Origin of the sequence: Marinobacter sp. 2_MG-2023, from assembly GCF_030546935.1 — a bacterium.
Classification (GTDB): domain Bacteria; phylum Pseudomonadota; class Gammaproteobacteria; order Pseudomonadales; family Oleiphilaceae; genus Marinobacter.
This window is the reverse complement of record NZ_JAUOPH010000002.1, coordinates 503,417-518,541: the sequence shown is the minus strand read 5'-3', so window position 1 is coordinate 518,541 and position 15,125 is coordinate 503,417. Positions and strand designations below refer to the sequence as shown.

Genomic DNA, 15,125 nt, shown 5'->3' with positions numbered 1-15,125 from the left:
CGGTAGGCTCGGGGCGTGAAACATTGCTGGCTATCAGGTTCACTCGACATGCCAGTTGAAGCGTTTGATCAAAAGGTTGCACACGCTGTCCAGTCCATAGCCAATAATGCCAATGACAAGGACGACAGCCGCAAGATAGTCATAGGAAAGGGTATCTCGAGCATCGTTAATGGCGTAGCCCAGCCCGCTGGTGACCCCGAGGTATTCGGCTGGCACCAGAACCACCCAGGCCACACCTACGGCCAGGCGAATGCCGGCCATGACATCCGTCATGATGGCCGGCAGGATAATGCGTCGTAGCATTTGTGGACCGGAAGCCCCAAGGTTGCGAGCAACCTTGAACCAGTTTGGGTCAATTCTGCGCACTCCGTGAGCTGTTGAAAAGATAATGGGCCAGACTGTGGCCATTACGAGCAGGAATATAATGGCGGAGTCCCAGGTTTCAAAAGCCATGACGGCAATCGGCATCCAGGCCAGTGGGCTGATCATACGCAGGAACTGGAAAGGAACGTTGGCGACCTTGAGAGCGACACCGATATAACCGATGGTGACGCCTACAGGTACACCGATGGCGATACCCCAAGTCATCCCGACAAGGATTCGATAGAGGCTTGATGTGATCGGTGCCCAGATCTCACCACTCGTTACCAGATCATAGAGCGCCTGGAAGGCCGGCGCGGGTGCGAAAGCCGAGAATGCACTCAGGTTTTCATTATTCTGAATGAGTAAACCGCCAATCCACCAGAGGAAAAGCAACCCTGTGATTCCCATGGCGGGGTATTGCAGGTTACTGAGTAGGCGAACGAGCTTCGTGGGAGCGAAGAGCGAGACGGCACTACTCGTTGATGTTGTGGTGCCGGCACTCATAACTTGATGACCTCTTCACGCGAAAACGGGTCAGCTGCGTCGAAACCGGGTGCGTCCTGCCATCCGGGATAGGCTTCCATCGCAGCTTTAACGAAGCGATAGTCAACCAGATCGTCAGCGACAAAGTCTGCATCAAGATCCTTCAGGAACGAGATGTCGCCCCCCACCAGAGTCCGCTTCAGCTCATTGACGATCAGTTTAGTGGCGGACGGAAACGGCCAGGGTTGGAAATCAATGCGTCCACTGCCCCACTCGGGATGCTGGATTGCGTCGGGCTTGCCGTAGCTCGCGTCATCGTAGTCTGTCATCGCTTTCTCAACGACATTGGCCTTCATGGGAAGGTAGCGTTTGCCGTCCCGGGACATCATTGCGGCGACTTCCTTTTTGTTTTGCTGGGCGTAAGCTTGAGCTTTCACGATGGCGTTCATAACCTTCTGAGTCCATTCAGGGTTGGCATTGACCTGTTGCTCATTCATGCAAACTACGCAGCAAGGGTGGTTACGCCAGATGTCTCCGGTAAAGCGCAGCATCTTGGCACCGGCCAGCAGCTCGCCGGCGGCGTTGAACGGCTCAGCGACGATGTAACCGTCAATTTTTCTTGCTGCCAGGGCAGGCGGCATATCCGGTGGAGGCATGATCTGAAGGTTTACCTCGTTGGCGGCAAGCGGCTCACCCTGCGCCTTGATGACTGGGGTCAGACCAGCGTGTCGCAAGCCCATTTGCAAAACGATGTTGTGCATGGAATACCAGTAGGGCACGGCGATCTGTTTACCGCCAAGGTCTGAGAATTTCTCTGCTCCCACATCCTTGCCGACGACCAGCCCGGAGCCGTTCAGGTGAGCCCAGGACATGATCTTGACCGGAAAGCCGTTGTTGTAACGCATCCAGATCGGGATTGGCTTGAGGAAGTGGACCAGATTGAATTTGCCTGCGGCAAAGCCTTCAACCAATGGTGACCACCCTCTTATCAGAGTAGGGGGCTCTGATTTCAGCCCTTGTTCCTTGAAAAATCCCATTTCGTGAGCCACCAGCAGCACTGTTGCATCAGTGATTGGCAGATAGCCGATGCGCACAACTTCGTCTGCGGGAGGTTGGATGCTGGCCCATGCCGGGTTGCTCGCGGCGAGCCCGAAACCGGCTGCCAAACCACCGAGAGCCAGGGTGTCGAGCAGGAAATCTCTTCGGCCCATCTCATGCTTTTGCAGGTAGTCCGCTTCAGACTGGGTTAAGGGACTGTCGTCGCTTTGGCGATTTTTCATGTCAGGTTCCTTTTTCGTAGCGCTGCTAAGTAGTTAAGCTGCTGATTCAGATTGATCGGTGGCGGTATGCTGCTGGCGGCCCTGAAGGCCGTTATCCGTGCCTTTGAAGCGGTTCATAAGCTCTTCCCGGCGGGTTTGAAAACCGTTATCCATATGGCGCCGTGGCCATGGCAGGTCTACTTCGAGCTCTTCGACGATGCGCCCCGGATTCTGCGACATGATAAGAACGCGGTCGGCCATGGCTACGGCCTCATCTATGTCGTGGGTCACAATGATCATGGTTATGCCCCGCTCCCGGCAGATGGCCGGTACCTCTTCCTGCAAAGCGGTGCGGGTAAAGGCATCAAGCGCAGAAAAAGGCTCATCAAGCAGGAGAATATCCGGGTCGGTTGCCAGGGATCTGGCCAGCGCAACTCGCTGCTGCTGGCCGCCGGACAGGCTTTGAACGTTCACATCTTTTTTATCGTGAAGACCAAGCATATCTAACAGGGGGTCGACTTTTTCCACCGCCTCAGCTTTTGACAGGCCTGCAAACATGAGCCCAAGGGCCGCATTTTCTTTAACGCTCATCCAGGGATAGAGAGAGGCTTTCTGAAACATCATGTTCCATTTAGCGCTTGGCTTGCTGATCTGGCGGGAGTTAATGCGGATGCAACCTTGGGAGGGAATCAAAAGCCCGGCCATCATGTGCAACAACGTGGATTTACCACAGCCACTGCGGCCTATAAGCGCGACCATTTCGCCCGGTTCGATCCGGGTATCGATATCTTTCAGTGTTGGTGCGGCTGAAGGTGAGAACTGATGGGTAACGTAGTCAATAGATAGTGATGCGCCCATGTCTTTACTCCGGTTCATACGAATATGGGTATGGTTCGAAGCAGCATGTGTGCCACCAATGTGAAGTATTTATTAATCAATGAGTTGAGCGAATTCAGGCGAAAATCTGAGCGGTTTTCGTGGGTTGCCAATGTCGGACAATGGCAACTGTCACTTGCCATTGCCCGGCTCTGGGGCAGAATCGTTTAGGATAAAAGGTCAGAGCGCAGCGCTGAGCGTCAGCCAGAGCTTGTTTGTGTCCACTTTGCCTGCCGCGCTGTCTCCGGCAGAGTACATTGCGTACTTGATACCTGCCGTATAATGCTTGGCGAAACTGCGGGTGTAGCTCACACCGAATTCGTCGCCGAGATCGTTTACGCCGGGGGTGGATTCGTCAGCGCTGAAGTCGTGATACTCGATGGCCCATTTACCCCCTGCCAGGCCGCCTGCAACCGTCAGTGAGATGTCTTCCAGGCCATTCGCGGGCGTCGCCAGAAACTGGTCAGACCAACCGTTGAATACATGCAGTGTGGCCAGAGGCGTGGCGAAGCCATAGTTACCATCATCAGATCCGAGTACTTCATAGGCCATGGCGATGGTGATGCCGCTAACGCCAAGGCCTGCCTTGAGGCTGTAATAGTCGGTATCAAACTTACTGGAGCCCGTCTCCGCTTCCTGAGTGGCGTATTCGGCTGCGTAGACAAACTTCATTGATTCCATTTTGTAATCGCCCGCGTAGCGCAAGCCCATGGTATCCAGACCGTTGTCCGTGCCGTCATCAATTTCTAAAAGATACGCGTAGGCCGAAAGTTTGCCGAAGCCGGTCTGATAGCCCAGATTCAGCAAATGATCGTTTGAAGGCAGGTCGCCGGCTTCGGCGAAGATGCGGTTGCGTTGGTTAATGAAGGCATAGTCCAGGCTCAGTGCGGTGCTTGGTGTATAGGTCAGGCGCACAGCATCGAACGTCTGTCGATCCTGGCGCCAGCCGACATGACCGACGTGGCGTTGGTTGTCATAGGTGATGACCTGCCGCCCGCCGCGCGCCCTGAGGTTGTAGCCGCTGTACTGTAGGTAAGCCTGGTCGACTTCCGTGGTTTCCGGGTCGGGGATGATCGAATAATTCGGATTTTTACCCAGGGTATTGTTGTAATCGTCCACCCCCAATACATTTCGGGAATCTTCAAATTCCAGAACACCGGTAATGCCCTTGTAGTTACCGGTGGTATAGCCCAAACGGGTGCGGACGGTCAGAGCGTCAGCGTCTTCAAGCGTGTTGTCCTGATCCACCGACTCGTACCGCAGGCGTACGTTCCCTGATACTTCACCCTGGGACAGTGCGGCGTAGAGTGTTTGATCTTCTGCCAGGGCAGGTGTAGCAATAATCAGTGCGCCGAGCATACCGGCTGAGATCCATATCGATCGTTCTTTCATGGTTAACTCCATAGTTTTGATGAGGTTTTCTGGGCAGGGCTATCGATATGGTTCAGAGCAGTATGTGTGCCATCAGAAATTAATGGATATAAAACAATCAGCTGGGGGGTTGTGGCGAGGTTTGTGGCAGCATTCAGATGTGGTCAATGTCGTACAATGTCAGCTGTGAGTCTGCCATTAGCTAACTCAGACGAGGGTATGAGGTTGCGTGCGGGTGGAGTATCGGGTTTTGCGTGCTGGCTTTCGGGTATCAGGAAAGCCAATCAAGACCCAATACAAGGCGGGGGTGGGCACCCGGTTCCGGGGAGCGATGGACAAGGCCCTGGCCTTCATTGCCTATCCAGGACTCCCCCTTGAGAAGGGATACTGCACCGGTTGGCATAACCTGGATATCCTCAGCGCTGACTGCCTGATCGGGGAGGGGGCCAGACGGATTTCCCCGTTTTACCTGATTCTCGGGCAACCACTCAGTCCCCCTGCCGGCATAGGTCACCAATAAACGTACCGGCACCTTGTCGGTGTGGAAACGGGGGCACATGGTATCCGGGAGCACGTGCAACCGGACGCCAATAGCGGCAGGCTCGAACAGGCAGCCGAACATCTCCACCATCTCATTTACATCTGCCAACCAGGCTTTGGCGCCCGCCAATTCCTGGGCCCAGGCAGGCAGGATCTGCTCCAGGTGGTCGCCTGCGTTAATACCGACAAAACGCTCGAAAGTGCCGGCTTCTCTTGAAAAGTGATGAGCAAAGCTGATGCTTTCACCGGAGAGCGGGCGCTCCCAAACAGCGAGATTAACCTCGTCTCTGAATATTTCAGTCAGGCACTCGGGCTTACCGCCGTGTACCGCTATCGGTAGGGAAAGGCCCTTGTTTTCTCCAGACATCGTTGAGTGCTCCTGAGGCTCACGTCTCGCAAAATGCGTATCACTTTTCACCAGCAAATGTTATGTTATAACATATCTACTGTAAAGCAATGTGCAGACACCGAACCTAACTACCAGGGAGATTGTGCATGGATCATCTGGATACCCGCCTTCCCGTGACCGTACTGTCCGGATTTTTAGGCGCGGGCAAAACCACGGTGCTGAACCATATCCTTAATAATCGGGAGGGAAAGCGGGTTGCTGTGATCGTCAACGACATGAGCGAAGTCAACATCGATGCCGCTCAGGTTCAACAGGAAGTCACCTTGAACCGGTCAGAAGAAAAACTCGTTGAGATGAGTAATGGCTGTATCTGCTGCACCCTGAGAGAAGACTTGTTGATCGAAGTGCGCAAACTCGCTGCAGAGGGTCGTTTCGACTGCCTGGTCATCGAATCTACCGGCATCTCGGAACCTTTACCGGTAGCAGAAACCTTTACTTTCGCTGATGAAGACGGCGTGAGCCTGTCTGATATTGCCAGGCTCGACACCATGGTTACTGTGGTGGACGCAGTTAATTTCCTGAAGGATTTTGACGAAGCACAATCTTTGCAGGAAACCGGAGAAAGCCTGGGCGAAGAAGATGAGCGCAGCGTGGCAGACCTGCTTGTCGATCAGATTGAATTCAGCGACATCCTGCTGGTCAGCAAAACAGACCTGGTCTCCCAAAGCGACCTCGATCGGCTCAAGGGCGTGCTCCGCAGCCTCAATTCAGAAGCAGAAATACTTCCCATAGAAAAAGGCGCCGTACCACTTGATAAGGTGCTGAATACCAACAGATTCAGTTTTGAACGCGCTCAGCAGGCGCCAGGCTGGCTGAAAGAAATGCGCGGCGAACACATTCCGGAAACCGAGGAGTACGGCATTTCCAGCTTTGTGTACCGCGCCCGCCGCCCCTTTCACCCTGCAAAGTTCTATGAGTTCCTGCACCAGCCGGTTTCCGGTGGCAAGCTCATTCGTTCCAAAGGCTATTTCTGGCTGGCCACGCGTCCGGAGTTTGCGGGTCATTGGAGCCAGGCCGGTGGTATTGCCCGGCACGGGTTCGCCGGGATGTTCTGGAAAGCCGTGCCAGAGAAGTCCTGGCCCGAGGATCCAGAGTATCGCGAGTCAATCATGGAAACCTGGGTAGAGCCTTTCGGCGATATGCGTCAGGAGTTAGTCTTCATTGGCCAGAATCTGGATCAGGCCACGATCACCGGTCAGTTGGATGAGTGTCTTCTGGATGAAGAGCAGCTTTTGGCCGGCAAATCGTTCTGGCAGACGCTGAATGATCCTTTCCCGGCCTGGGAACAGCCAGTATGACATGCAGCAGAGAGCTGATAACCCCTGCCGCACATAGCCGGATTGAGAGATAACTCGTGCCTTATTGCCCTCGGATCTTCTGGGCTTCATGATGAGCCGTCAGTTCGGCGGCTTCCGTTTCCCCAAGCAGGTATAGATCCTTGCTAACGCTGGTGTAGGTTGACACCAGATAGGGCACGCAATAGGTCAGCAATACTTTTAACCAGTCTATGGGCACTGGACCGGTTACCGCTCCCCATTGATTAATCAGCACCAGAAGCGTACCCACCACGGCTGCCAACTTTGCAGCGCGCCAGGGCGTGCCGTGGCTCATTGCCAGCTCGCAGGCTTTACGGTAACGGCGAGTAAAAATGACTTCCGTGGACACTGCACACTCCTGTCGTGGCGATCTGAATAAGTTATTGCCTCAAAACACCTGCATCACTCCGTTTGTTACAGCGCTCTGTAGTGTTCATTCCGGAACTATTATGAAGACTTTGTGTCATTTGAGCGATCGTTCAAAAACCAAAGAAGGAAAAACGAATGCCCAAACAGTTACCCCTTGCTCTACTGTTGCTAAGACTCGGTATATTTACCGTGTTCCTGTTCTGGACTCTAGAAAAACTCATTCATCCTGAAAATGCTGCCAAGGTCTTTGGGGCGTTCTATGGTCTCGAAGGCCTTGGTGAGATTGTCTTTTACATTATCGGAGTGGCCCAGCTCATACTGATCCTTGCGTTTTTGGCGGGCCTACTGAAAACCTGGACTTATGGCATTATTCTGGCCTTCCATTCGGTCTCCACTTTGTCAGCCTTCGGTAAGTACCTCCAGCCTTTTGATAACCTTCTGTTCTTTGCGGCCTGGCCGATGCTGGCGGCCTGCATCGCCCTGTTTCTGCTGCGGGATTACGATACGCTGACGCTCTCCAGATCCGCGCGTTGATCGATATTGAGATTTGTTGATAAAAGCCTCCTGCAACGCCCAATAAAGCAGGAGGCTTTTTCGCATCAGCTTCCGCAATATCCTTTTTCTCAAACATGAAATGCGGCCAGAACCTGTGCCCAAGGCCCAGGTTGGAGAATGCAGTTGACGTATGTCTCTGGTTTACAATTACAATGTTATAACATAACATTTATTGAAATTAGCTGGGCCTTGACCTCTGGATTGTATTTTTCAGGGCTTTAAATGAAATGTTATAACATCAACTGGAGAGCCTCATAGTGCACGTTAAAAAACTTGCCCCTTTCTCAATAACGCCGCTTAAAACGTCGGTTTTGTTAGCCTCAGCCATGTTTTTGTCGGCCTGCGGAGGCAGCAGTAGCAGCTCGGATGACGCACACACCGATACGGATATCGATACCGCTGGCCGGTTGGCGCTGTTCGACACGGGCGAGCCGTCGGCACTGAAGATATTGGACCTTGATAGCGGCGACGTGTTGTCGTCCTTTGAGATGACCGGTGAGGTTCCTGCGTTGTACGCCTCTCCCGGAAATCGCTACGTGGTGGCCACCCAGAGAGGCGATGACCTGGTGTCCTTCGTTGACAGTGGGCTTTATACCGAAGATCACGGCGATCACATGCACGACTATGCAGAGACCCCGAGCCTGTTGTCGCTAACGCTGAATGATCACAAACCCACGCACTATACGGTTGGTGATTCTTACGGTGTTGTTTTCTTCGACGGCGGTGAAGCCTCCAGCTCCAAAGTGACGGTTTTTTCTGACGAAACTCTGGGAAGCAACAGTACCCTCACCAGCCTGGACCTGGAAACCAACATGCACGGCGTTGCCATGATGGCCGACGGCCATTTGTTTGTGACCTACCGGGACAGTTCTATTACGGGCACCACGCTGCCGACCATGGTTGAGCGCTACCACCTGGATGGCGGCAGCTTCGAGTTCGAAGAGCGTTACAGCGAGACTTGCCCCGCTCTCCATGGCGCTGCAGTAGGCGCACACAGCCTCGGGTTTGGGTGCAGTGATGGTGTGCTGGTAATCGACCTGCATGAGGCGGGCTACCCGACCATCAAACTGGCGAACCCTGCAAGCCTTGTTGAGGGTGAGCGTATCGGAACCCTGCTGGGCAACCACGATGTTGAAGAACTGGTTGGCCTTGCCGGTGATCAGATGTTCGTGATCGACCCGGAATCGGAATCACAGGTGTACCTGGAGCTGGAACTTGGTGACGGAGTTGGGCCGCTGGTTCAAGGCTTCACTACCCATGGGGAAGTGTTCTACGTGCTGGGTGATGACGGTGGCTTGCAATTGTTTGCTCCATCCAATGATTGGGCGTTGATCGGCAGGGTTCAGGTGATGGATGCTCCGGGAGAAGATGATGGTTCACCCTCTATCGCACTCTCATCCGCTCAGGATCGCATGTTTGTACTGACGCCTGATGGTCAGTCCGTTATTGAGATTGATACTGATCACGGCGAAACCGTCCGGACTATCGATCTTGGTTTCAACGCTTCGGGTATCGCCTGGGTGGGTCTGGCAGAAGCCGGCCACGACCACGACGACGAAGAACACTCTCACTAATCCTTTCTTTCCGGCAGTACCGGCCAGTGTTTGCTGGTCTGTACTGCTGTTTTAATGCTGGAGTTCCCATGTTTAACCGTGTTGTACCTTTTGCTGCGATTCCTTTGATTGTGCTGGCGAGCGGCGCCGCTGCAAATGAATTAAACCCCGATGTGAGCGTGACCCTGGACGGGTATTACAAACAGAACGATACGGCGCTCTCGCACCGCGAGAAAGGCTTTGGCCTGGGCCATACGGAACTTTCCCTGTCTGCGCCGATTGACGACATGTTCTCTGGCCGATTAACGACCGTCTTTGAAGAGCACGATGGCGAAGGTGAAATACTGATAGAGGAAGCGTATCTGCAGACCAACGGCCTGCCTGCCGGGCTGGGTGTCCGTGGTGGTCGCTTCCTGTCCCAGGTGGGGTATCTGAACAGTCGGCACATGCATGAAGATGACTTTGTAGAGCGCCCCGCTGTTTACCGGGCTCTTCTGGGAAGCCATTATTACGACACAGGTTTGCGCGTGAACGCCCTTTTGCCAACGCCTTTCTTCTGGCAGGTGGGTGCGGAGGCTTTCGAAGGCGATCAACTGTCAGAAGGTGACGAAAGCATCGGCGTTTATACGCTGAATACGCGTGTTGGCGGAGACCTGTCGGTGTCTCAGAGTTGGCAGATGGGGTTGTCTTATCTGAACAACCGCAATATTGGAGCCGGTGAAACTGAAGAAGAGCACGAGCACGGCGAAGAAGACGATCATGACCATAGCCATGGTGCGTCATACACTGGAGAGAACCTATACATCGCTGATGCGGTCTGGAAATGGTCGCCGAATGGCAACGCCAGGGAACAGCAGATCACCCTTAGCGGCGAATACCTCTACGCCGATGATTTGAACGAATACGCCACCTCTGACGACTACCACGAAGGCTGGTATGTTTCAGGTGTTTATCAGTTTGCACCGCAGTGGTCAGCCGGTGTTCGCTACGGTGAAGTGGATCTCCGTGCCCCCCACGGCGATCATTTCCACAGCCAGAGCCTGCAGGAAACCGATGTGATGCTGGCCTGGTCACGGTCGCATTTTTCTACACTCCGGCTGCAATACACCCATCAGTCTGAAACCGGCTTCAGCGAAGCGGATAACACCATTGTGGTGCAGTACGTGATGTCGCTGGGTGCTCACGGCGCACATGGGTTCTGATATGAGTTATACCCGATGGTTCGTTATTACCCTCCTGCTTGGCCTGGTGTCTTTGCCAGCCCGGGCAGACTTTCAGGTGTTTGCGTGTGAGCCCGAATGGGCATCTCTGGTAAGGGAATTCTTGCCGGATGCAAGGATAACAACGGCCACCAGCTATTTGCAGGATCCTCACTACATTGAGGCCAGGCCAAGCCTGATCGCCGCCATGCGACGTGCCGATATTGCGGTTTGTACCGGCGCTTCGCTTGAGGCAGGGTGGCTGCCTACGCTTCTGCAGCGGGCATCAAATTCCGCAGTTCAGCCAGGGCGCCCGGGTTTGTTCTATGCGGCGGAGCATGCACAACTGCACGCGCCCCACGACCATGTGGATCGCAGCATGGGTGATGTGCATCCGGAGGGTAACCCTCATGTGCATCTGTCGCCGGATCAGCTTCCGGCTATTGCAGATGCGCTCGCGCACCGCCTTGGGCAGCTAAGGCCGGAAGCCTCAGGAGATATTCTCGCACGGTACATACGATGGCGCGGCCGCTGGAGCCAGCATCGTGCCGAGTGGCGGCAGAAAGCGGAGGCGTTGCAGGGGCATTCTATTGTTATTCAGCACACCAGCTTTACTTACCTCCTGAATTGGCTGGGTATGGATTCAAGGTTTGAGCTGGAGCCCAAACCCGGGTTGCCGCCCAGTGCGAGCCACCTGAGCCAGCTGCTGGCAGAGCCGGGGCTGAAAGATGTGGATGGGATCCTGATCGCCAGTCATCAAGACCCTCAGCCCGCTAACTGGTTGGCAAGCCAGATTCAAAAGCCGGTTCTTGTGGTGCCGGGCACCGTGACCGACTCTGGCGAAACGCAGACTCTGGCCGAGCTGATTTCAATGATCGTGGATACACTCGAGGAGACGGTGCAGGAGGCTTCTGGTGGCCGCCTATGAGTGGATGCTATTGCCCACCTTAGGCAGCGTACTGCTATGCTTTTTGTTGGTGCCATTGGGGTATCAGGTGATTGCGCGAGGTGTGATCTTTGCAGATCTTGCTATCGCGCAATGGGCATCGCTGGGAACCCTTGCAGGAGCGACAGGGACTTATTTCGTGCTGAGCCAAGATCTGGCGGGCGCGTCTGTCACAAGCCTGGCGTTTGCGTTGCTGGCGGCCCTTACAGTACAGCTTATTCTCCGCCATCTTGGTGAAGCAAAAGAGGCAGGGATAGGCATCCTCTATGTCTTGGGCGCCAGCCTGGCGGTATTACTGGTCAGCAACGATCCCCATGGGGCCCAGGTTTTGCAGCGTGCGGCTTCCGGGGATTTGTTGTGGGCGAACCAGGAGCTGGTGATCGCGACAGCGGTTATGGCGTTGCTGGTCTGGGCTCTTGGATACTGGGCCCCCGGCTGGCTTTCTGGCGCAGCGTTCATACCCGTTTTCGCCATTGCTGTAACCTACGCGGTGGCTTTGGCGGGCATTTACGTGGTGTTTGCGACTCTCATTATCACCCCGCTTATTGTAGGAACTCTCCACAAAAAGACGCCGGTTGTGGCTTCTTTGTGTGCGATCGTCGGCCATCTGCTGGCAATTGCCTGTTCGGTGATCTGGGATGTGCCGGTAGGGCCGGCTATCGTTGTAGCAACGCTTTTGGTAGCGTGCCTATGGCCTGTTGTTTCAGGTAATAGGCGCTATACTCAATAACCCGGCTATATCCAGTCGGGTTATTGTTTAATAAGCTGAAAAACCAAGAGTTTTGTCCTACTACGACGTTATCGGTGGTGAAATGAGTCAGACGCTTGGCGTGGATACGGTGGATCTGTCAAAGGCGACATTGTCGTCGTTGCTTGATGGAATACATCAGAACAAGTGGTCTTCCGGCCAGCTACTCGAATTGTGTCTGGACAACATTAGCCAGCGTGATGACCCTGCCAATCAGGTCTATACGGCCCGCTTCGACCGCACAGCAAAAGCCGAAGCCGCCGCCATTGATGCCTTGCAGCAAGGCGGGGTTCCTATGGGGGATCTTGCCGGGCTGCCCATAGCACTCAAAGTGCTGCTCGATGTTGCTGGAGAGGTAACGCACTCGGGGTCAAAATGGTGGGTTCAGCGGGCGCAGAGTGATGCCCTGGTTGTTTCCCGTCTGCGGCGCGCCGGGGCGGTTATTACCGGCCATACCAACATGACCGAGTTTGCTTACTCCGGGCTTGGGCTAAACCCTCACTATGGCACCCCCGACAACCCGCTGGCGCCGGGCCGGATCTGCGGCGGTTCTTCATCCGGGGCTGCTGCTGCAGTGGCCCAGGGCATGGCCGTTGCGGCGATTGGTAGTGATACCGGAGGGTCCGTTCGCATACCGGCCGCGTTCTGCGGCCTTGTCGGCTTCAAGCCCTCCCAGCAGCGCATACCCCGAGAGGGTGTTTTCCGTTTGTCCCAGAGTCTCGATTCGATTGGCCCCATTGCTCGCAGCGTTGACTGTTGTGATCGCCTGGATGCGGTTATGGCCGGTGAGCGTTGGCAAAAGCGGGTGCCGGTCGATTTGCGCGGTCGCAGCTTTGTGGTTCCGGCCAATTACATGCTGGACGAACTGTCTCCGGGGGTTGCCGAAGCGTTTGCCCGAAGCCTCGGCAAGTTGCGTGAGTGCGGTGCCAGGATTGTGGAAGCGCCAGTGCCGGTGCTGGATACCTTGCCTGAGCTCTTGCAGGGTGGAGGGCTTACAGCGGTTGAAAGCTATCACGTTCACCGACACTGGCTGCAGCAACACGGAGAGGATTACGACCCCCAGATACGCCGGCGAATGGAGCGGGGCGCCGGCTTCAGCGCGGCTGATTATCTGGACTTACAACAGGTGCGGGCTGAGCGAAAAGCGCAGGCAGAAGAGTGGCTTGGCGCCTACGACGGGCTACTTGCACCGACCGTAGCCATTGAGCCACCGTTGTTGGCGGAGCTGGAAGACGACGCGGACTATGCGCGGCTGAACCTGCTTGTTCTGCGCAACACCACCGTGGCGAACCTGCTCGATTTGTGCGCGATTACCCTCCCGAATTATCAGCACGGTGACCTACCCACTGGCCTCATGCTGGTCGGTCGAAATGGTTCAGACAGAAGTGTGCTGGGTATCGCCCAGGCAATGGAGAAGGCGCTTACACCATGAATCAGAAGCCGGTGCTCGAATCTGCCGGCCTCGATGGCTGGATCATAAGACTCTTCGACACGATCGACGAGCACAACCTGCCCTGGTTGTCTGCGCTGTCGCGCCGGTGTGAGCAGGCGTTCGGTGATGCGCTGATTGATCTGGTGCCGTCCTACACCACCCTTCTGGTTGTGTTTGACCCCTTGATGGTATCGCCCTGTGAGGCCCGGGCAACGATTTACCGGATACTCGCGGATCTGGAACCTGAGGACAGCCGCCATGCCGGGGAGATACACGAACTTCCGACCTGGTACGACACGAGTGTAGGCCCTGAATTAACGAGGGTAGCGGAGCAGGCGGGTATAGCGGTCAACGATGTAATCGATGCCCACAGCCAGCAGGTATATCGGGTTTTTGCCCTGGGATTTGCCCCAGGATTTGCTTTTATGGGGTTAACCGATCCGCGACTTGAATGCGCCAGGCTTGGTACACCTCGCAAGAAGGTGCCGCCAGGCAGTGTCGCTATGGCTGGTCGCCAGACCGCTGCGTACCCCACGGCAACACCGGGGGGCTGGAATTTGCTGGGGCGTACCAGTGCCAGTTTATTTGACCGTAACCGCGAGGGCTTTAGCCTTTTGCGTGTGGGCGATCAGGTACGGTTTGTGCCGGTAAGTCGTGAAGCATTCGAGCGTGAGGGTGGGGATACCACGCCCATGGAGCCGCTGGCATGAGCACTCCAGGCAACTCTGAACCCTGCATTAAAGTATTGCGTGCCGGGCCCCTTGCTTTGCTACAGGACAGCGGGAGGTTTGGTGTCCGGCATCTTGGCGTCACACAGGGTGGCCCGGCGGACCTTTATTCCTGGGCCTGGGCCAACCACCTTACCGGCAACCCCTGGGGTACGGCCAACCTGGAGATTACCTTCGGGGGCCTGCAACTGGTGGCCGGGCGAGATCTGGAAATTACTATTACAGGCGCCGATCTGGGCGCAACTCTGGATCAGAAACCTGTCCCGCTCTGGCAACGGATAAGCTGGAAAGAAGGCGAGACCCTGGCCTTTGCAGCCCCGATAAGCGGACTTCGGGCGTACCTTGCAGTATATGGGGGCTTTGTAGCAGAACCGGTATTGGGGAGTGTGGCTTCGGTAACCCGGGAAGAACTTGGTGGCTTCTGCGGCAAGGGCACCAAACTTGCGGCGGGCGATCAGTTGTCCGTATACAGCCGGGGCTTGCAGGCTGGCGAAGGCCCGGTGCAGGTTCCTTGCGACGCCATACCGGATTTCAGCCAGCCAGCGGTACTGGATCTCTTGCCGGGCGCGCAGATTGCGCACTTCACCGGCCGCAGTCTGTTCGACGCATTCAACACCTGGTGGCAGGTTGATGACCGCGCCGACCGCATGGGTGTGCGCCTTACAGGCCCCAGGTTGAATTGCAAAATCAGTACCCTGGTTTCCGAAGGCATTAATCTCGGTGGTGTGCAGGTGCCGCCTGATGGCCAGCCGATTGTGCTGCTCAATGATCGCCAGACCATCGGTGGTTACCCCCGGCTTGGTTCACTTTCACCGCTTTCTGCAGCGCGACTGGCTCAGTGTTTACCGAGAGAGCGCGTAAGGCTGGTAGCTAAAGGGAGTGGGGCTGCGCTTGAACAATATCGGTCGTTCAGAGCCCTTTTTAACACGGCTCCCCGTTGATAAGTGGTGTTAACCCCCTTCTTTCTGACAGTACTAA

15 protein-coding genes are annotated in these 15,125 nt (G+C 55.4%); 9 read left to right on the top strand and 6 right to left on the bottom strand.

Annotated elements, in window-relative coordinates; genetic code table 11:
* Nucleotides 1-39: 39 nt before the first annotated feature.
* The 5 genes from Q4501_RS06175 to Q4501_RS06155 all read right to left on the bottom strand — a co-directional run bounded on the left by Q4501_RS06175 (nt 40) and on the right by Q4501_RS06155 (nt 5,259).
* On the bottom strand, nt 40-867 hold the full coding sequence (locus Q4501_RS06175; protein ID WP_303595120.1) for an ABC transporter permease: 828 nt from the start codon (nt 865-867) through the stop codon (nt 40-42).
* Complete coding sequence (locus tag Q4501_RS06170; protein ID WP_303595118.1) at nt 864-2,126, bottom strand: ABC transporter substrate-binding protein; 1,263 nt, start codon at nt 2,124-2,126, stop codon at nt 864-866. The genes Q4501_RS06175 and Q4501_RS06170 overlap by 4 nt, the downstream gene beginning before the upstream one ends.
* A 33-nt stretch (nt 2,127-2,159) precedes the next feature.
* Entirely contained in the window at nt 2,160-2,963 is an 804-nt protein-coding gene (locus Q4501_RS06165) for an ABC transporter ATP-binding protein (protein ID WP_303595117.1), read from the bottom strand.
* 198 nt (nt 2,964-3,161) lie between these two features.
* Nucleotides 3,162-4,373, bottom strand: a complete 1,212-nt coding sequence (locus tag Q4501_RS06160) for an alginate export family protein (RefSeq protein WP_303595115.1) — start codon at nt 4,371-4,373, stop codon at nt 3,162-3,164.
* Between the two features lie 250 nt (nt 4,374-4,623).
* Nucleotides 4,624-5,259 (bottom strand): DUF1826 domain-containing protein, encoded by a 636-nt coding sequence (locus tag Q4501_RS06155; RefSeq protein ID WP_303595113.1) that lies wholly within the window; start codon nt 5,257-5,259, stop codon nt 4,624-4,626.
* A gap of 137 nt (nt 5,260-5,396) precedes the next feature.
* Here Q4501_RS06155 and zigA point away from each other — a divergent pair, with 137 nt between their 5' ends.
* A complete protein-coding gene (zigA, locus tag Q4501_RS06150; RefSeq protein ID WP_303595477.1) occupies nt 5,397-6,599 on the top strand; it encodes a zinc metallochaperone GTPase ZigA in 1,203 nt (400 codons plus the stop codon).
* A gap of 61 nt (nt 6,600-6,660) precedes the next feature.
* On the opposite strand, the gene nrtS is transcribed toward zigA, so the two are convergent.
* The gene (gene nrtS, locus Q4501_RS06145) at nt 6,661-6,966 is read right to left on the bottom strand and encodes a nitrate/nitrite transporter NrtS (protein WP_303595111.1); all 306 of its coding nucleotides are present in this window, start codon (nt 6,964-6,966) and stop codon (nt 6,661-6,663) included.
* A gap of 155 nt (nt 6,967-7,121) precedes the next feature.
* Here nrtS and Q4501_RS06140 point away from each other — a divergent pair, with 155 nt between their 5' ends.
* The 8 genes from Q4501_RS06140 to Q4501_RS06105 all read left to right on the top strand — a co-directional run bounded on the left by Q4501_RS06140 (nt 7,122) and on the right by Q4501_RS06105 (nt 15,088).
* On the top strand, nt 7,122-7,520 hold the full coding sequence (locus tag Q4501_RS06140) for a hypothetical protein (protein ID WP_303595109.1): 399 nt from the start codon (nt 7,122-7,124) through the stop codon (nt 7,518-7,520).
* Between the two features lie 278 nt (nt 7,521-7,798).
* Nucleotides 7,799-9,115, top strand: a complete 1,317-nt coding sequence (locus tag Q4501_RS06135) for a hypothetical protein (protein ID WP_303595107.1) — start codon at nt 7,799-7,801, stop codon at nt 9,113-9,115.
* 68 nt (nt 9,116-9,183) lie between these two features.
* Entirely contained in the window at nt 9,184-10,296 is a 1,113-nt protein-coding gene (locus tag Q4501_RS06130) for a hypothetical protein (protein ID WP_303595105.1), read from the top strand.
* A gap of 1 nt (nt 10,297) precedes the next feature.
* A complete protein-coding gene (locus tag Q4501_RS06125) occupies nt 10,298-11,221 on the top strand; it encodes a metal ABC transporter solute-binding protein, Zn/Mn family (RefSeq protein ID WP_303595103.1) in 924 nt (307 codons plus the stop codon).
* Nucleotides 11,208-11,969 (top strand): metal ABC transporter permease, encoded by a 762-nt coding sequence (locus tag Q4501_RS06120; RefSeq protein WP_303595101.1) that lies wholly within the window; start codon nt 11,208-11,210, stop codon nt 11,967-11,969. The genes Q4501_RS06125 and Q4501_RS06120 overlap by 14 nt, the downstream gene beginning before the upstream one ends.
* A gap of 82 nt (nt 11,970-12,051) precedes the next feature.
* Nucleotides 12,052-13,419, top strand: a complete 1,368-nt coding sequence (locus Q4501_RS06115; RefSeq protein WP_303595099.1) for an amidase — start codon at nt 12,052-12,054, stop codon at nt 13,417-13,419.
* Nucleotides 13,416-14,129, top strand: a complete 714-nt coding sequence (locus Q4501_RS06110; protein WP_303595097.1) for an allophanate hydrolase subunit 1 — start codon at nt 13,416-13,418, stop codon at nt 14,127-14,129. The genes Q4501_RS06115 and Q4501_RS06110 overlap by 4 nt, the downstream gene beginning before the upstream one ends.
* Entirely contained in the window at nt 14,126-15,088 is a 963-nt protein-coding gene (locus Q4501_RS06105) for a biotin-dependent carboxyltransferase family protein (RefSeq protein ID WP_303595095.1), read from the top strand. The genes Q4501_RS06110 and Q4501_RS06105 overlap by 4 nt, the downstream gene beginning before the upstream one ends.
* Nucleotides 15,089-15,125 lie beyond the last annotated feature (37 nt).